General features: G+C 48.0%; 17 protein-coding genes. 9 read left to right on the forward strand and 8 right to left on the reverse strand.

Annotated elements, in window-relative coordinates; all coding sequences use genetic code 11:
- Positions 1-38 precede the first annotated feature (38 nt).
- Positions 39-935, forward strand: a complete 897-nt coding sequence (locus tag IC229_RS00530; RefSeq protein WP_190884968.1) for an SAM hydrolase/SAM-dependent halogenase family protein — start codon at positions 39-41, stop codon at positions 933-935.
- 5 nt (positions 936-940) lie between these two features.
- Here IC229_RS00530 and IC229_RS00535 read toward each other — a convergent pair whose 3' ends face one another.
- Positions 941-2,773 carry an ABC transporter ATP-binding protein gene (locus IC229_RS00535; RefSeq protein ID WP_190884969.1) on the reverse strand — a complete coding sequence of 611 codons (1,833 nt, stop codon included), beginning with the start codon at positions 2,771-2,773 and terminating at the stop codon, positions 941-943.
- Positions 2,774-2,959: 186 nt separating this feature from the next.
- Positions 2,960-4,909: a heparinase II/III domain-containing protein gene (locus tag IC229_RS00540; RefSeq protein ID WP_190884970.1), complete on the reverse strand. Its 1,950-nt coding sequence runs from the start codon at positions 4,907-4,909 to the stop codon at positions 2,960-2,962.
- Positions 4,910-5,270: 361 nt separating this feature from the next.
- Between IC229_RS00540 and IC229_RS00545 the strand changes: the two genes are divergently transcribed.
- The gene (locus IC229_RS00545; RefSeq protein WP_190884971.1) at positions 5,271-5,843 is read left to right on the forward strand and encodes a DUF4136 domain-containing protein; all 573 of its coding nucleotides are present in this window, start codon (positions 5,271-5,273) and stop codon (positions 5,841-5,843) included.
- Between the two features lie 97 nt (positions 5,844-5,940).
- The gene (locus IC229_RS00550) at positions 5,941-6,222 is read left to right on the forward strand and encodes a hypothetical protein (protein ID WP_190884972.1); all 282 of its coding nucleotides are present in this window, start codon (positions 5,941-5,943) and stop codon (positions 6,220-6,222) included.
- A gap of 133 nt (positions 6,223-6,355) precedes the next feature.
- Here the strand turns inward: IC229_RS00550 and IC229_RS00555 are convergent, their stop codons facing one another.
- The gene (locus tag IC229_RS00555) at positions 6,356-7,270 is read right to left on the reverse strand and encodes a DUF6607 family protein (RefSeq protein ID WP_190884973.1); all 915 of its coding nucleotides are present in this window, start codon (positions 7,268-7,270) and stop codon (positions 6,356-6,358) included.
- Positions 7,271-7,453: 183 nt separating this feature from the next.
- On the opposite strand from IC229_RS00555, the gene IC229_RS00560 reads away from it, so the two are divergent.
- The 5 genes from IC229_RS00560 to IC229_RS00580 are packed head-to-tail and all read left to right on the forward strand — an operon-like array spanning position 7,454 to position 11,546.
- Positions 7,454-9,541 (forward strand): TonB-dependent receptor plug domain-containing protein, encoded by a 2,088-nt coding sequence (locus IC229_RS00560; RefSeq protein ID WP_190884974.1) that lies wholly within the window; start codon positions 7,454-7,456, stop codon positions 9,539-9,541.
- Positions 9,542-9,557: 16 nt separating this feature from the next.
- Positions 9,558-10,262 (forward strand): DUF4198 domain-containing protein, encoded by a 705-nt coding sequence (locus tag IC229_RS00565; RefSeq protein WP_190884975.1) that lies wholly within the window; start codon positions 9,558-9,560, stop codon positions 10,260-10,262.
- A 29-nt stretch (positions 10,263-10,291) separates the two neighbouring features.
- Positions 10,292-10,651 (forward strand): DUF6686 family protein, encoded by a 360-nt coding sequence (locus IC229_RS00570; protein WP_190884976.1) that lies wholly within the window; start codon positions 10,292-10,294, stop codon positions 10,649-10,651.
- A gap of 12 nt (positions 10,652-10,663) precedes the next feature.
- The gene (locus IC229_RS00575; RefSeq protein WP_190884977.1) at positions 10,664-10,870 is read left to right on the forward strand and encodes a hypothetical protein; all 207 of its coding nucleotides are present in this window, start codon (positions 10,664-10,666) and stop codon (positions 10,868-10,870) included.
- Between the two features lie 43 nt (positions 10,871-10,913).
- On the forward strand, positions 10,914-11,546 hold the full coding sequence (locus IC229_RS00580; protein ID WP_190884978.1) for an HmuY family protein: 633 nt from the start codon (positions 10,914-10,916) through the stop codon (positions 11,544-11,546).
- Between the two features lie 69 nt (positions 11,547-11,615).
- On the opposite strand, the gene IC229_RS00585 is transcribed toward IC229_RS00580, so the two are convergent.
- From IC229_RS00585 to IC229_RS00595, 3 genes are all read right to left on the reverse strand, one after another.
- The gene (locus tag IC229_RS00585) at positions 11,616-12,146 is read right to left on the reverse strand and encodes a ferritin (protein ID WP_190884979.1); all 531 of its coding nucleotides are present in this window, start codon (positions 12,144-12,146) and stop codon (positions 11,616-11,618) included.
- Between the two features lie 112 nt (positions 12,147-12,258).
- Positions 12,259-12,615 (reverse strand): hypothetical protein, encoded by a 357-nt coding sequence (locus IC229_RS00590; protein ID WP_190884980.1) that lies wholly within the window; start codon positions 12,613-12,615, stop codon positions 12,259-12,261.
- Positions 12,616-12,692: 77 nt separating this feature from the next.
- Positions 12,693-14,066, reverse strand: a complete 1,374-nt coding sequence (locus IC229_RS00595; RefSeq protein WP_190884981.1) for a peptidoglycan DD-metalloendopeptidase family protein — start codon at positions 14,064-14,066, stop codon at positions 12,693-12,695.
- Positions 14,067-14,220: 154 nt separating this feature from the next.
- Between IC229_RS00595 and IC229_RS00600 the strand changes: the two genes are divergently transcribed.
- Positions 14,221-14,412 carry a hypothetical protein gene (locus tag IC229_RS00600; RefSeq protein WP_190884982.1) on the forward strand — a complete coding sequence of 64 codons (192 nt, stop codon included), beginning with the start codon at positions 14,221-14,223 and terminating at the stop codon, positions 14,410-14,412.
- A 12-nt stretch (positions 14,413-14,424) separates the two neighbouring features.
- Here IC229_RS00600 and IC229_RS00605 read toward each other — a convergent pair whose 3' ends face one another.
- Together IC229_RS00605 and IC229_RS00610 are read right to left on the reverse strand one after the other, a co-directional pair.
- Positions 14,425-15,198, reverse strand: a complete 774-nt coding sequence (locus IC229_RS00605) for a LytR/AlgR family response regulator transcription factor (RefSeq protein ID WP_190884983.1) — start codon at positions 15,196-15,198, stop codon at positions 14,425-14,427.
- Positions 15,195-16,259, reverse strand: coding sequence for a sensor histidine kinase (locus IC229_RS00610; RefSeq protein ID WP_190884984.1), 1,065 nt, complete (start codon positions 16,257-16,259; stop codon positions 15,195-15,197). Before IC229_RS00610 ends, IC229_RS00605 begins: the two co-directional genes overlap by 4 nt.
- Positions 16,260-16,342 lie beyond the last annotated feature (83 nt).

Below are 16,342 nucleotides of genomic sequence, written 5' to 3' on the forward strand. Positions count from 1 at the left end.
TTCTACCTACAAGATGAATCTCCCACAGTAAATTAATTATGCATACAGTTTACAGATTCTTTCTTTTGATTAGTCTGTTTTCCGCAAAATGGGCGCAGGCACAAAATGGCATTGTAGTTTTTCAGTCTGATTTTGGGTTGAAAGATGGTGCGGTTTCGGCCATGAAAGGCGTTGCGTTGGGCGTATCGCCATCACTAAAACTGTTCGATCTGACCCATGAAATTCCGGCTTATAACATCTGGGAAGCTGCTTATCGCCTGCATCAGACCGTTACGTATTATCCAGCCGGAACTGTGTTCGTATCGGTTTGCGACCCCGGCGTGGGTACCGAACGTCGTTCGGTGGTGCTGCTAACCAAGTCGGGACATTACATTGTTACGCCTGATAATGGTACGTTGACGTTAGTAGCTGAAGACTTAGGAATTAAGGAAATACGACAAATCGACGAAGCCGTTAACCGACGGAGAAATTCTGGAGCTTCGTATACTTTTCACGGTCGCGACGTATATGCGTATACGGCTGCGCGGCTGGCGGCACACGTAATAACCTTTGCCAAAGTTGGTCCTAAGCTCCCGAACAACGTAGTACGTATTCTCTATCAGAAGGCGGAGAGAAGTGGGAACGTAGTGAAAGGGAATATTCCGATCCTGGATATTCAGTACGGAAATGCCTGGAGCAATATTCCAAAATCGCTGATCGACCAGATTGGCGTCAAAGTCGGGGATAAGATTCGTGTTCAGATTTCACGTAGCGACCAGACCGTTTACGACAAATCAATCCGCCTGGTCAATACGTTTGGCGAAGTGCCTCTTGGCGACGACGTAGCGTATATCAACAGCCTCCTAAATTTCTCAATCGCCATCAATCAGGAAAACTTCTCGGAAAAATATAAAGTCGCGAGTGGGCCGGAGTGGCTGATTACGGTGAGCAAATGATAAAATTACAAGTTCTGCATTGTACTTAGCTTCCTGTAAAAACCTTCGTCTAGCGTAAGTAATTCATCGTGCCGGCCGCGTTCAACGATACGTCCCTGATTCACAACCAGAATCTCGTCGGCATGTTGAATTGTGCTGAGTCTGTGGGCGATCACCAACGTAGTACGATTCGCCATCAGACGTGTAAGTGCTTCCTGAACCAGTTTTTCAGATTCGGTATCGAGGGCCGACGTAGCTTCGTCCAGAATTAGGATGGGCGGATTTTTAAGAATGGCCCGAGCAATACTGATACGTTGTCGTTGTCCGCCCGATAACTTTCCACCCCGATCACCGATAATGGTTTGATAACCATTAGGTTGTGCCACAATAAAATTATGAGCATTAGCGATACGTGCCGCTTCCATTACGTCGGCTTCCGTAGCATCGCTGCCAAACGCGATGTTATTGAAAATGGTATCGTTAAATAGAATGCTTTCCTGCGTAACAATACCCATCTGCGCCCGCAACGACGCCATCGTACAATCGCGGAGGTCTACACCATCGATCAGAATGCTCCCACCTGTAGGATCGTAAAACCTCGGAATCAAATCGGCAATGGTCGACTTGCCACCACCTGACGACCCAACCAGCGCAATAGTTCTTCCTTTTGGCAAATCGAACGTAACGTCGCGCAGAACAGGCGTATCGGCATTATACGCAAACGATACGTTCTGTACCGAAATGCGGTTTGAGAAATCCGGTAACGTAACGGCGTTCGGTTTGTCCTGTATAAGCGACTGCGTATCAATTAGTTCGAGAACGCGCTCGCCAGAGGCTAGTCCCCGTTGTGAACCGCTAAAGGCATTCGAAATGTCTTTAGCGGGGCGCGTCACCTGTGAGAAAATGGCGATATACGAAATAAACTCGGCAGCAGTTAAATCCGACTGCCCATTGAGTACTAGTGAACCACCATAGAGCAGAATTCCGGCTACCACTGCCACGCCCATAACCTCCGAAAAAGGTGACGCCAGCTCGCGCCGGTTGGCCAGTGAACGTACTGCCCTCCGGTAGCCTTCGTTTTCTTCTCGAAACTTGTCCAGAATAAAGCCTTCTGCTACGAAACCTTTCACGACGCGCATACCGCCGAAGGTTTCATCAAGCAAACTCACCAGCCCGCTCAATCGCTGCTGGCCGGCTTGTGCATCGCGTTTCATCCGACGTACCAGAAAGGCAATAAATCCGCCCGATACTGGAATTACCAGAATAGCGAACAAGGTCAGTTTCACCGAGATAGTCAGCAGCGCAACGATGTAGCCAATCAGCAAAAACACTTCCTTTGAAGCCGCCGACAACGTATTGGCAATCGAATTTTCGACTTCCTGTACGTCGGTGGTGATACGTGAAATGAGATTTCCTTTCCGTTCGTTGGAAAAAAAACCGAGGTGTAGATTAATAGCTCGATTAAATACGGCTTCCCGCAGTTTGGCTACCATTCGCGCTTTAAATGATTCTAACTGTCTGATTGATAGGTATTTGAATAAATTGCTGCAAAGTACTGACGTAATAATAACAGCACAAACAAATTGCAGCGCTCCCACTTTACCGTAGGTCTGAAATACCTGCGCGAAATAATAACTGAAGGCATCGACTGGCGACGTAGTGAACGAAGGAGCAGGCTGATTCAGAAAGGCTTGCATCTTCTGCGTATCGACTTTATCAAAAAGTATACTCAGAAGCGGAATCAGCAGGGTAAAATTTAATACACCAAACACACTAGCCAGCAACGACGTCAGGACAAATGGCGTCAAAAATCGCCCCAGGGGTTTGGCAAACGAGAGTAAGCGGAAGTACGTTTTCATTTATACCGCAAAGATAACCGGGATTTAACGGATTTAAGGATTTGCGGGATTGCCTGATCGGACCAATTTCTGAACCGGGATTACACGGATTGATGGATTTACAGGATTTTGTTTTCAATAGATTAATGCGCTTCGAAGAAGCGAAAAACAAAATCCTGTAAATCCATCAATCCGTGTAATCCCGGTTCAGAAAGGTGCGACTGAAAAACTCAGCTTGTCCGATGTTTTGGGAGACAGTACTTTAAAATTTATCCGATAAATCGTATCACCCCATTTAGTGATAATGCCCTGGTCTTCAGGCGTACCCAGCTTCACTTTTTCGATGGAGGGCTGCATTTGTTTGGGATTGTATTTGACTAGAAAATCTTTGGGGGCTTCCTCTTTCGGAGCGTAGTGAATAAGTAGCTCTCCCGGTTTACCGAGTTCTACGGGGTAGCACGTCATCAGGTGTTGGGTTAGTTCGGTAGCACTAGTCAATTTTACTACGTCGTCGATTTGTACGTTTTTGCCCCGATTTAGCTGAATGCTACGTTGCCAGCTTTGTACGCCAGCTTCCTTTGGGTACGCCTGTGCTACGTCGATGCCGAATTGCGTGACGGCATCGTCGGTTTTATACGTAACGTTTTTAGCTCTGAACGTAGCGCCGGAGGGCTGGTTTTGCCCATTAATAGTGGGTAAGTTGTGGTAATCCGAACAGTTGTACCAGATGTCGTAACGCTTGTTGCTGAATGTTTTAGCTGTATACGTACCACGTCCTACGTCAATCAACAGCGGCTGTCCATCAAAATATACTACGTAGTTTCCGACGTCATTATGATTGTGACTCTCGTCATTATGACCACCTTTGGCCGCTACGTAGAAACCTTTAGTTGTTCCGGCCTGATCGCGGGCGGCAAATACTTGTAAATCAGGAAGCCATACGTTTTTAGGTAGGGGTAATCCCGTAGGAGCTTTCTGAAACTCGTCCTGCATGAATAAGGCATAAAAGTTTCGGAAGTAGTGAAAACGCCCGACGGAGCCGTCTTCGGGTTTGCGGTAAAACGCACCAAATTTCATCATGTCGAGGTCGTTGATGGCTTTGCCGTAGCGGTAAATCATGGTAGCAGCCATGCCCGGTTGTGGGTCGGCATCGGCGAAATTCAGGAAGTACTTCTCACTAATCTGAGCCCTGTAAATGAATTTGCCCATGTTACGGAATTTCTCGTCGGCATATACATACTGAAACGCATTATTGCTGGCCGTGTTGAGCATAGCAATATTGTCGAAAAGAGAAGCTGCCGCAGCACCCCAATAACTCGGTCCTTCGTCGCAGCCACCGTCCTGCGGATAGGGATTTACAAACTCGTCCAGTACGTCCAGTATCTTAGCAACGGCCATCGTGCGTTTGGAATCGTCTTTCTCGAGAAGTAAAACGGCATTCAGCCAGTTCGAGCAAATCCACGGATTCCAGTTGTTAGGCGGGCGACCGGCCGATGTTTTCGTCATCCAACCGTGCGGTTTGGTCATCAATGGCTGGAAAATCCGGTAGTTGGTTTCATTATAAATCCGCTTCCGAAGCTGGGGCGAAATGGCATCCAGCTTATCGCCAACGAAGTAATCGACCCAGGCTAGGAACGTAGCAGTTTCGGCCGCGAACAAATCGACAAACGGTTTCGATACGTCCATCAATCCCGAATACGCCTTACCTCTGGGCAAATGGGCTGGCACGCCCCAAAACGATTCCTCGCAGATAGACCACACACCATCGGCAATCTGGTCCATAAAACGGCCTTTGTTTTCATGAATTTCTGCCAACAGCAACGTACCGAGAACTACCCGTTTGTCAAAACTAATGCCCTGATACTCATCGCGGTCGCCGGTACGTTCGTAGAGCAGCGATTTGGTGGCCGGGATAGATGGCCACTGATACGTTAGGTAAGTTTCGGCTTTTTTCAGGTAAGCTTTCATCATGTCCTGATCGGCACTGGCCCAACCTGCCCGGTCGTCGCGTTTCGGAAAGGGTGCCCACTGCGCCTGCGGAATCAATACCTTCTGAAGCGCATCGCTGGCGAATTTTCCGCTTAGTAAATCCTGCTGCTGGGCATACGTAAAGAGGTTGACAAAGAAGATAAAAGCTAATGTGAGTTTATTTTTCATTGTCGCAGGCAGCCTATTAGTGAAGAATTAACGTAGTGAAACGTATCAAAAAGCAGGAGCCACAACCGTTTTAATGAATTGCTCTGAAAATGATATATTGGTGAGCATTTATAGTGTATTAAAAACGCAATTAATCTATCCTGCACTATGTGTTAAAAAATATCGGATTTCTCTTATGTTAAAAAACGTTAATGCCAATCTTACGGCTGATAGTCAGTGAATTATGCTTTGGTTGATCTTAACGTATCACCTAAGAATATCGAACGAATCCGGTCGGATTTCAGTTATTAAGATGATGTATACGAATGGCTGTTTCTTTATCGTTTAATAGTCATTTGATACTAATAACGACTCAATATCCATGAAACTCAAAGGCATAATCAGCAGTCTGTTCGTCGTCGGTACGCTGGCGTCCTGCGCCCCCGCTATTACAGTTAAGTACGACTACGACCCCAAAGTGAATGTTCGGCAGTTTGCTACGTATCGTATCGAAGCTGACCGGCAACGTAACGCTGACCCTATCGTGGGCAGTAACCTGAATCAGCGTCGGATTGCCGATGCACTTGATCAATCGTTGAAATCCCGTGGTTATAAGCCTGTTACGCAAGGTGAGGCTGATCTGATTGTTCGGTTCTTTATGGACTCGAAAGACAAGCAGCAGATTCAGTCGAACAATATGTACTCACCCTATTCGTGGGGATGGTACGGCGGTATGGGCAATAACGTATATTCTCGCCAATACGAAGAAAACCGGGTAGTAGTCAACGTATCGGATGCCCGTACGAACGATATTATCTGGCAAGGATGGGCAACAGGTCAGTTGAACAGTCGTAATAAGGAACGCGACCGTGACCAGGCTTTCCGTGAAACGGTTACCAGTATCATGAAGAACTTCCCTGAAAGTGCTGGTCAGGATTATGGGGCCGCTCGATAAGGAAGCCCTACCATAAAAAAAATACCTGCTTTCCCAACGGAGGCAGGTTTTTTTATGGTTTTAGGTTTTTGTTAATTTGCGGCTTTCCCTGTTAATCATGAACGCCGTTAGTAGAGGGGTGGTTTATTCACTCGCAACAGCCATACTTGTGTTGCTGTTGTGCATTATGGCGTTATTGGGGGTGGCTTATAATCGGCATCAGCACCTCGAAGATGCGACCATCGACCTCAAACGCAATCTCTCCAAGCAGGAAACTAAAATCGTAGAATTACAGGAGCGACTCGAAGATTGCGATACCGTTGCCAAAGTCGCCCCCGCCGATACAGCATGGGCTACTCCAGCGGCTGGTACTACACAAGCCCCTCCACCGAAATGGTAAAACCTTTTTTTAACGTTTCGTCGGAAAGCATTTTTGTCATGCTGACGCAGGAAGCATCTTAATGCATCTAAACTTGAAGGTTAGGAATACTTAAGATGCTTCCTGCGTCAGCATGACAAAAAACAACAGTCAATTACTTCAGATATTTCTCGATAGTTTGCTTGATAAGCTGGCGGCTCGTGGCTGAGTTGTAGGGGCCTTTCTGAGCTGTGGCGGCCAGTTCATCTATTTCTCGACCCATTACTTGCCCTTTTACCTGGCCCTTAATACCTACGGCTTCGCGGTTGGCCAACACCTCATTCCATACGGCGCGAACGTCGGCCCAGTAAGCGCGATTTTTGGCCCACCAGTCTTTAGCGGCCTGACATTTTTTCTCATCCGTCCGCTTGTATGTATTAATCCCTTTTTCAGAAGCCAGCAGTTGGTCGCCCGCTTCCGAACGTATCACTTTATCGTTATCCTGTTCATGCACGTAGCCATCAGGACGAATTTCGTGGTGATTGGTCCGACGCATTACGTTGTAATCAGTACGTTTGGTGTACTCGCGACGAGGTAGGGGAGCGTCAACCGTACTTTCCCAATAATGACGCCCATCAGCATGAATCCAGGTGGCTGTTCCATCGTAGCGTGGGCTGTCGTCTACTTCAAACACTTTCTGTGTCCATTGGCCTTTTACCTGCGCTGGGGTCAGCTTTTGGAGTTTCCAGGAAGCATTTTGGTCGAATTTGAGCACGTTCGTGTTCTGAAAAAGCCAGTCTTCACGCCAGTGTTTAACAATCATCGAATCGCTGACAACCAGTAAGTGCTGAATCACAATTTTGGTTGGCGACTCTTCTTCCACAAACACCAACTCGGTGCCTTTGGCCGTGTAGCGATCTTTAAACGCGTAGGACTTTTCGGGAGCAAATGTTTCGGCGTAGAGGAAGTTTACATCGTGGCAACCGCACTGCCCTTTAATAGCGGCTACGTCTTCAGCTTTAGGCGATGACTGGGCCATAAGCCCCTGAGCTGTAATTGAAAGAGCAATACACAATACAGGCAAACGCATGATAAATAGGGTATTACGTAAGAAGTGAATAATGCTACAAACGTAATTCTTATTAAGACTTTTTACAAATAAATTTTTGTATTTGTTTGTAACGAGTCTAAATAACGACTACGTTTGCAGCGCCGAAGAACCGATTCATAGGAGTAGCAAGGTCGGTTGGAGGTAACGCTAACACCATTCTCAATGCCACTAGGTTTATTTCTTTGCCTGACACTCCTCCAGCCATCGCCCACCGATACGTTGAAAACACGTGCGCTGGACGAGGTTGTTGTTACGGCAACACGTAATGAGCGACCCATGGGAGCCCTGCCGTTACCCGTAACGGTTATCGGTGCGAAACAGATTCAGCAAATGGGCAGCTTGCGTCTGAACGACGTATTACGCGAACAAACTGGTCTGTCTATCGTAACCGATCATGGACAAGGGCTTCAGGTACAGGGATTTGGCCCTGATTATACACTCATTCTGATTGATGGTGAACCCGTTGTAGGCCGTACTGCCGGTACACTTGATCTGACCCGGCTGGCCGTCGGCAACATTAAGCAGATCGAGATTGTCAAAGGTCCATCGTCGAGTTTGTATGGCTCTGAAGCGCTGGCTGGTGTCGTAAATATCATCACGCAAGCGCCTACAATAACGCGGGGCAGCGTATCGGCGCGGTACGGAGCCAATCAAACCAGCGATCTTTCGGCGGATGTAAGTCGGCAATGGGTGGTGGGGAAATCGGGAAAATTGGGTCTTTATGCTTTTGGTGACCGTTACCAGTCGGCAGGTTATTCGCTGTCGCCCGAAACGGGTAGCCAGACCGTAGCACCCTTTACGAATTATACCGGAAGTGGGCGCTTGACGTACGCGTTCTCACCCAAATTGAAACTCTCTATTTCGGGGCGATATTTTAATGAAAATCAAACAAATGACTTTCTGGTTAACTCAACGTTACGTGTGTCGGGACCGGGTTCCGTGCAGGATTATAACCTGAATCCGGTGCTGACGCATCAGGTAACTGACAGATGGAAACTCATTTACCGATTCTACAGAACTGGCTATTATACGAGTACCGATCTGCGTTACGCCGATACGCGTCAGGAGTACGATGCCAGCTTTTTCCGGCAAACGTTTAACCGTCCGGAAGTAGTAACTGAACGGATGTTCAATCAGAAGAATATCCTGACTATTGGCGCTGGCTTCATCGGTGAAAACGTAGAAGCGACGCGCTATACCGAGCGAAAACAGTTCAATACTACGTATGGATTTGCACAGTACGAGTGGATGCCGACGCTACGTTGGACAGTGATTGCTGGTGGTCGTTACGATGCGCACAGTCAGTACGCCAGTCAGTTTAGCCCGAAATTATCCGCGCGCTATGCCCTGAGCCAGTCGGTGGCGCTACGTGGGAGTGTCGGCGTTGGGTTCAAAGCGCCAGATTTTCGTCAGCTATATCTGAATTTTGACAATGCCGTAGCGGGTTACAGTGTGTTTGGAACGCAGGAAGCCGCTGCCGGAATTGCCCGACTAACGCAGCAGGGCCAGATTGCCGAGATTGTCCTCAATCCCGCTCGGCTGGCTACGATTCAGGCCGAACGTTCAATAGCTTTTAATCTGGGAGCCCAGTTCAAATCGACGCAAGTTCCGGTAACGGCCAGTCTGAACATCTTCCGAAACGACATCCGCGACTTGATTGATACACAAGTTATTGCCCGGAAAACGAACGGTCAGAACGTATTTAGTTATAACAATCTGAGTCGGGTTTACACGCAGGGTGCTGAACTGGAAAGCAGTTGGCGCTGGACATTTGGCACTGGTTTGCTGACGCTGAGCAGTGGTTACCAATTCCTGCTCGCCAAAGACAAATCGGTCGAAGCCAATATTGATGCCGGAAAAGTGTATCGCCGAAATCCGACGACACTAGTGAGCGAAGAAGTGAAGCCGTCGCAGTACGGTGGATTGTTCAATCGCTCGCGGAACATGGCCAATCTCAAACTCTTTTATGAACAACCCAAATCAGGTTTTTCGGCTTCGCTACGTGGTATTTACCGAGGACGATACGGTTTCGGTGACCGCGACGGAAATCTGATTTTAGATTCTGATAGTGAATACGTCAACGGCTACGTAACATACAACGTATCGGCAGCCAAAACGTGGAAAGTCCTGACATTACAGGCTGGTATCGACAACTTCACAAACTACACCGATCCACAATATATCCCCAATCTAGCGGGCCGCTTGTGGTATGCATCGATACGTTGGGCATGGTCGGCCAAACAGATTTAACCAATCAAACCATTTCATGAAACGAACTCATTTTCTATTCACACTGCTTTTTCTGGCTCCCTGTCTGGCACAGGCGCATGGCTACTGGATCGAACTGAAAGGTTCTGGCAAAGTCAATGAGCCGGTTCAGGTGCAGTTGTTTTTTGGCGAGTATTCGCATGGGCTGCGCGAAAAGGGCGCTACGTTAGGCAAAATGTCTGACATAAGCGTGTTTGTCCGGGACGCCGACGGCAATCAGACGCCGGTCGTTATGACCCAGACGGATACCCACTGGCAGGGTGAGTTTACACCGAAAAAAGACGGTTATTATCAGATACTGGGCCTCAACGATAAACGCGATGTGCAGGATTGGACCAAACGTGGGTTCGGAATTGTACGCCCGGTTCAGTATCTCCGGGCCGACTACGTAGTGGGAAATACCGAACGTAGTGCTACCGCACAAGTGCTCGACGTAGTGGCTAATCCGCAGGAAAACACGGTTGGACTTCGGGTTTTTAAAGATAAGAAAGCGTACGCCAATACGTCGGTGAGGATAGTAAATCCAGACGGATGGGAGAGGGTTTGCGATACCAATGAGCAGGGCCGCGCCAGTTTCGTTCCTAATAAAAAGGGGCTCTACGTTGTCGAACTGGAATGGATTGATAAAACACCTGGTACGTTCAATAATAAGCCATACGACACTATCCGGCATCGCTGCGACGTAACATTTGTGGTTGATTAAGGGACGTAGTGGCAAAAACCAGAAACTGTATGAAATGCCAATGTCATTTGTTAGCCGATTCTGTCAGCGGACGTATTGTACTCTATGGAGATGCTACGTCTAACAGCTCTGACGAGTCTGACAGTCACAACATTTCGCTACAGTTTAATAACATTTCGCAATGGCTTTGCTATGAGGATTTTCTGGCGTTGGAATGGAATGTTCGGAGTATCGACACGGTCGCTTATTTTGATGCTTACCCTTACGAAGAACGTATTCATCTGAGTACACCGTTAAGTTCGTTAAGCTTCAGTTTTCGGCCTCATGAATTAATTGAATTGCGAAAATTGCTCAGTAAAGCAGTGTCGCGACTTCACTGGATTGAGATGCTGCGGAAAGCTCAGAATTAAGACGAATGAAGTATGGCTGTGCTTGTCTTTCGAACCAATATAAACACCGACGAGCGGGTCCATCGTGCAGCTTGTCGTTTATGCAAGCTTCGAGGAATCTGCCGCTGGAGTATTGACCTTGAAGACTGTGTACTACGTATCGAAGCTGAGTCATTAACCGAAGCCGACGTCATCCGATTACTGACAAAAGCAGGCCTGGAATGCAACGTACTGAATTAAGAATACAATTACCTAACAATCACAATTACTGACTAATACGATTATGCGTGTCAATCAAATTCTGCTGACCGTTTGTATCAGCACCGCATTTTTTGCCTGTAAAAAAGAAGATAATCCTGTAGTAGTTGCACCGCCCACGGCTGTCACGGTAAACAGTTTGGCCGCTAACCCGACCAGTGTTTCATCTGTCAGTGGGCAACAGCCGATTGCAGCGACGGGTAAATTTACCCTGTTCAGTTTCAAAGATGGCAAGCAGGTTGCCAACACCGATTCGGCGACTAATAAATGGGACATTGGTTTCCGATCAACGACCATCATTATCAACGGTGGCCCGCTACGTAGCGGGCAGGGGGGAGCCTACACCCATACTGGTACGTTCGATGCACTGACGGCGGTACCTACTTCTGCTTCATTCGCGCAGGATCAGAGTGCTACATCGCTAGCTATTACGGCGGCAGCGGGACAGGGTTGGTATAACTACAATCAGGCGACTAACATTATTTCGCCCATTCCCGGAAAAGTGTTCGTGATACGTACCGGCGATGGCAAGTATGCAAAAATGGAAATTCTGAGCTACTACCAGGGCGCTCCGGCTAATCCTGATGCTACCAGTGCCGCCCGTTATTATACGTTTCGGTATCTGTATCAGCCAGATGGAAGTCAGAATCTGAAATAACTATTCCGATTCCCCGAACAAAAAAAGGCATCCAGTTCGGATGCCTTTTTGCGCTTTATCATAGGTTGGTTATTCGAAAACGTTGTCCTCGTACGTAACGCTGGACAATTTTTTATCAAGGTAGTACACCTGGTCAGCTGGAATCTGGTCGATCAGATCGAGGCAGCGACGCGCGATGTATTCTTCTTCCATTTGTTCTTTAACGTACCACTTCAGCAGTTCTTCGGTGGCAAAATCGTTTTCGCGACGGCAGATAGCGATAATCCGGTTAATAGAATCCGTTACGGCAATTTCCTGTTCCAGAACGGCTTCGAACACCGAACGTAGTGAATCATACTCCTGATTAACAGCGGGAATTTCGGGTGAATAGGCCGTTGCGCCCTGGTCGCAGAGGTAGTGGAAAAGCTTCATACCATGCTTCCGTTCTTCTTCCGATTGCTTGTAGAAGAAACCAGCGCTATAGTCGTAACCCATCCGGTCACACCAGCCAGCCATCGCCAGGTACTTCGATGAGGCCGTCAGTTCCATTTGTATCTGTTGGTTGAGAGCCAGCTCAACACTTTCTTTTATCGCGGTACGTAGTCTTGCTAAATCTTTCATGATGAATGTCCGTTTCCGGTGAGCTATTCGTATGACAAAACAACACAAAAAAACCGGTCGTTGTTACACAGCCGGTTGATTCTCAGAAAATTTAGAAGAAGTCTATTTATGCCTATTCGGCCACCGTACAGCCACATTCCCGAAGCATCGAATTCAGTTCGAGCATGAGCCGGGCACCGCTGAGGAGTTCGCGTAAATGAACGATTTCGCAGAGTGTCAATACATAGCACCGTTCAGAGCGGGGAAGCGCCAGAATTTCAACGTCGTGTTCAGCCGCTGTGCTAAGTGCCATCTGACGAATATCGACCGTTTCGACCATCCGACGAAAGTGAGTAAAATCCCTCGCTGAAAACTGCGTGTGTGTATCCCAGAATTCGAGAATCAACCGATGAGTTGCATCACACTGATAAACAACACCTTTATCTGTTTTGAAGACTTCCTGATACGTTACGGGTATGTTACTGGTCATGACTGCGAAAATGAACGTACAAAGATAGAGCGCTTTCGTTAATTAAGATTATTTCTAAACAGTATTTTTAGCACATTTTAACGAACGGTCGTTTTCGTAGGTTTATTGGTTGCCAGCGGCAAGTAGAGCCAGCCCGTTTGCCCATTCGTATTACGTACCAGTTGATACGTATTGGTTTGCGCCAGTACATCGATGGCGGCCCCCGCAGGCAGCGTATTCATGACCGATGCCTGCGTATCGGCCGCATCCAACAAGTTGCCTGATGCAGCTAACGTAAGCCGACGTAACGGGCGATTAGTAACTTCGGTAGTACTACCTGCTACGTATCCAGTCAGCCCATCAGGAAGTTCAACCCGAAGCCAGGCCTCCGTACCGCCCACGATGGTCATGGGTGAAGATTTGGGTAAGTCACGTAGTATGAGTGCATCACCGTGAGGAGCCAAGCGAACCGGCGAACGAACCGCCGATATACGTACCGAATCGCCCAAACGCGATGGCGATAACATCACCTGTTTGGCCGGACCACGACCGAGCCGGATATACGGTAAAGGGTCAGTAGCGCCGTCATTGAATCCATAAATACCAAAATGCAGATGTGGGCCGGTGGTACGTGCATTACCGGTATTGCCCACAAAGCCGATGGTATCGCCAACCGATACGCGTTGCCCGTTCGTTACGTTCCAGCGGTCGAGGTGGGCGTAATAGAGCCGGATGTTACGTTCGTCGTCCGAAAGGAATGCTACGTTGCCGCCCAGACTATTCGTGCCAACGCCTGTGACAATACCATTTACCGATGCCACAGCAGGTGTTCCTTTGGGGGCAAAAATATCGACCCCTTCGTGCCGCCGACGACCACCATCACGGGAGGCACCAAAGAAACTGCTAATCTGGCGGCTGTCGCGCCCTTTTACCGGAAAAGCCAGCGACGGTTCGCGGGTGATGGTAATGGTGTATTGGGCGTTACGTAGCAATTCGGGCTGAATACGGATCAGGTGCGTTTGCGTTTGGCGAGGTTCCCAAATCAGTACGTTCGTATCGGCTTTGGAAGCCGTAATCAAGTCCAGCCGATTTTTAGTATCGATAGAAAATACATCGATAAAAATCTGGGCGGTTTTTTGGCCCTGCGTTTCCACTTTCACCAGAAAACGGTCGCCTTTTTGCGCATCGAGCCGGTAACCCACAGCAAATGCTTTACTAGACGAAAAATAGCCACTTTCGCGGTAGGGAATTGTAATCTTAAGCGAGTCTCGAAGGGCGCGTTCACCTGCTGAAATCCAGTCGGTTCCTAAAGCTGTGCGATCGAGTTTGGCTTCCTTCAGCGATTGCCCGTATTGTTCGTGGGGCGATGAGGGGCGAAACAGATTCGAACCGGGGCCCACGCCCGTACAACCGCTAAACCAGGCCGCTAGTAAACCAATCGTAAGAAAACGGAGTGAGTTATTCAATACCATAGTTGTGCTATAGTCTTAAACGGCTTTTTGACTTATTTAATTCCATGTTGAGACGTTGAGCCGGGTAATACGTCTATAGAACGGCACCTGGGCAATTTTGTGTCAGTAAAGCTAAAATTGCCCAGCAACGGCTGACCGTATAAAATTTGACGATATGATTCGGAACATGGACAAATACATTGATGCAGAGAACGATTATCTCTACATCAGAGGACACCAAAAAGCAGAGGAAAAATTCGTGAAGAATCTGCTCGAAAAATTAAACCTGACAACTGAGCAAATTGCCGATGTTGCGGGCGTATCTGCCGATTTTGTCAAGAAAGTTCAGCAGTCATTCAATCGCTAAACGCTACGTTCCTTAAAGCCATCGGCTGATAAACTCACCGAAAACCTCTTTGTACTGGTCACTGACGGGAATGGTAGTCGGACCAATTTGTACGCTGTTGCGGGTGACGGCGTTGATGCGATCGAGGGCGACGATGAATGACCGGTGGACACGCATAAATTGACGGGCTGGTAATTTCTCTTCCAGCGTTTTCAGGCTGGTTAACGACAATAAAGGCTTTCCGGGTTCGCTTTGTCGATAAACTTTTACGTAATCCTTCAATCCTTCGATATACAGAATGTCGCTGTAAGCTACCCGCACCAACTGATATTCAACTTTTAGGAACAAATAATCGTCGGTAGCCTCAACAGGAACCGTAACCGGAGGGGTAGAAGGTTGGGCAACGGGTATTGTTTCGGTACGTTGTACCAACTCGAAATAGCTACGTGCTTTGCTGGCAGCGCGCAGAAATTCTTCGTAATTGAATGGTTTTAGCAGATAATCCAGCGCATCGACCCGGTAGCCGTCGAGGGCAAACTGATCGAAGGCGGTTGTAAAAATGATACGTGTGGTTTGTGGCCCTCGATTGCTACGTTCCAGTACACGAGCCAGTTCAAGGCCGGTGAGATCGGGCATCTGGATATCGAGGAAAATTACATCGACCGGATTTTGCAATACATGTTGTAATGCTTCTACGGCACTGCTGAAACGGCCTGTCAGTTTCAGAAATGGCGTTTTTTCGGTAAAGGCGCAAACCAGCCCCAGCGCCAGCGGCTCATCATCGACCGCAATGCAGGATAGCGTCATTGGAGGTTCAGCGTTAGGTGTACACGGTATTCGCCGTCGCCCGGCTGGTCATCAATATTTAGTGCGTATTGATCCGGATATAGTAGATCGAGCCGACGCCGGGTATTCACCAGACCAATGCCATTCCCCACTTCGAGCGAGGTCGATTTTTGCGGAAACAACGTATTACGGACTTCCATCAATAATTGTCGCTCCCGTTGCTGAATATCAATGTGAATCCAGCTTGGTTCGAGGGCGCTGACGCCGTGTTTGAAGGCATTTTCAACGAATGGCAGAAAGAGCATTGGTGCAATAGGCTCGTCGCGTAGGGGCGAGGGCGTATCGAACGTAACAGTTACTTTGTCCGTCAGCCGAAGTTGCATCAGTTGGATATAGTCGCTTAGAAAAGCAATCTCTTTACTTAATAACGTAGTACCCGACTGGGTTTCGTAGAGGACGTAGCGCATCATACGCGAGAGTCGGTGGAGGGCTTCGCGGGCTGTTTCTACGTCGATCAGCGTGAGGGCGTAGATGTTATTTAACGTATTGAAAAAGAAATGTGGATTAATCTGCGCTTTCAGAAACGAGAGTTCCGAGGTAGTTTTCGCCTGTTCAAGTGCGGTTCGAATATTGGCGTCGGTTTGCCATTTCTGGAGCATCGCAATACTCGTACTGATGCACAGGACCAGTATAATCGCGAACAAAGTTGGTTGAATCCAGCCATACAGTTTTGGTCGTCCGTCGCCATTTGGATGGAATGTCCGGTGCATCACTTTGGGCAAATCGAAGCCGTACTCTATACCGGCTAAAATAGCCATTAACAGAGCAACCATACCCAAAACGGTCAGCGTGTACCGGGTTGTCTGGCCGGGAAGCAACAATCTGGGCACCAGGATTTGCGTGTTCAGATAAAATGCACCAACCATCAGACTGAAGAAAATAATCTGCCGAACCCAGAATACATCCGGGATACGAAAGTCAGAGGTAATGATTTGAAAGAAAAGGAAATAGCCCAGCAGGAACCAGCCCAGTACATGGCTCAGCAGCGGAACGTATCGGCGGGGAAATAATGTACTGGCCATAATCAATTGAAAGCTACAAGTTTACGGCGAATTGACGGCTTTTGTCTGTTCAATCGGCTGTTCCCCTGATTTTCCCGATAGTT

It is taken from the genome of Spirosoma profusum, assembly GCF_014699005.1.
GTDB lineage: Bacteria > Bacteroidota > Bacteroidia > Cytophagales > Spirosomataceae > Spirosoma > Spirosoma profusum.

Coding starts and splice junctions, on each gene's coding strand:
- IC229_RS00530 (WP_190884968.1), top strand. CDS start 39: ATGCATACAGTTTACAGATTCTTTCTTTTGATTAGTCTGTTTTCCGCA.
- IC229_RS00535 (WP_190884969.1), bottom strand. CDS start 2,773: ATGAAAACGTACTTCCGCTTACTCTCGTTTGCCAAACCCCTGGGGCGA.
- IC229_RS00540 (WP_190884970.1), bottom strand. CDS start 4,909: ATGAAAAATAAACTCACATTAGCTTTTATCTTCTTTGTCAACCTCTTT.
- IC229_RS00545 (WP_190884971.1), top strand. CDS start 5,271: ATGAAACTCAAAGGCATAATCAGCAGTCTGTTCGTCGTCGGTACGCTG.
- IC229_RS00550 (WP_190884972.1), top strand. CDS start 5,941: ATGAACGCCGTTAGTAGAGGGGTGGTTTATTCACTCGCAACAGCCATA.
- IC229_RS00555 (WP_190884973.1), bottom strand. CDS start 7,270: ATGCGTTTGCCTGTATTGTGTATTGCTCTTTCAATTACAGCTCAGGGG.
- IC229_RS00560 (WP_190884974.1), top strand. CDS start 7,454: ATGCCACTAGGTTTATTTCTTTGCCTGACACTCCTCCAGCCATCGCCC.
- IC229_RS00565 (WP_190884975.1), top strand. CDS start 9,558: ATGAAACGAACTCATTTTCTATTCACACTGCTTTTTCTGGCTCCCTGT.
- IC229_RS00570 (WP_190884976.1), top strand. CDS start 10,292: ATGAAATGCCAATGTCATTTGTTAGCCGATTCTGTCAGCGGACGTATT.
- IC229_RS00575 (WP_190884977.1), top strand. CDS start 10,664: ATGGCTGTGCTTGTCTTTCGAACCAATATAAACACCGACGAGCGGGTC.
- IC229_RS00580 (WP_190884978.1), top strand. CDS start 10,914: ATGCGTGTCAATCAAATTCTGCTGACCGTTTGTATCAGCACCGCATTT.
- IC229_RS00585 (WP_190884979.1), bottom strand. CDS start 12,146: ATGAAAGATTTAGCAAGACTACGTACCGCGATAAAAGAAAGTGTTGAG.
- IC229_RS00590 (WP_190884980.1), bottom strand. CDS start 12,615: ATGACCAGTAACATACCCGTAACGTATCAGGAAGTCTTCAAAACAGAT.
- IC229_RS00595 (WP_190884981.1), bottom strand. CDS start 14,066: ATGGTATTGAATAACTCACTCCGTTTTCTTACGATTGGTTTACTAGCG.
- IC229_RS00600 (WP_190884982.1), top strand. CDS start 14,221: ATGATTCGGAACATGGACAAATACATTGATGCAGAGAACGATTATCTC.
- IC229_RS00605 (WP_190884983.1), bottom strand. CDS start 15,198: ATGACGCTATCCTGCATTGCGGTCGATGATGAGCCGCTGGCGCTGGGG.
- IC229_RS00610 (WP_190884984.1), bottom strand. CDS start 16,259: ATGGCCAGTACATTATTTCCCCGCCGATACGTTCCGCTGCTGAGCCAT.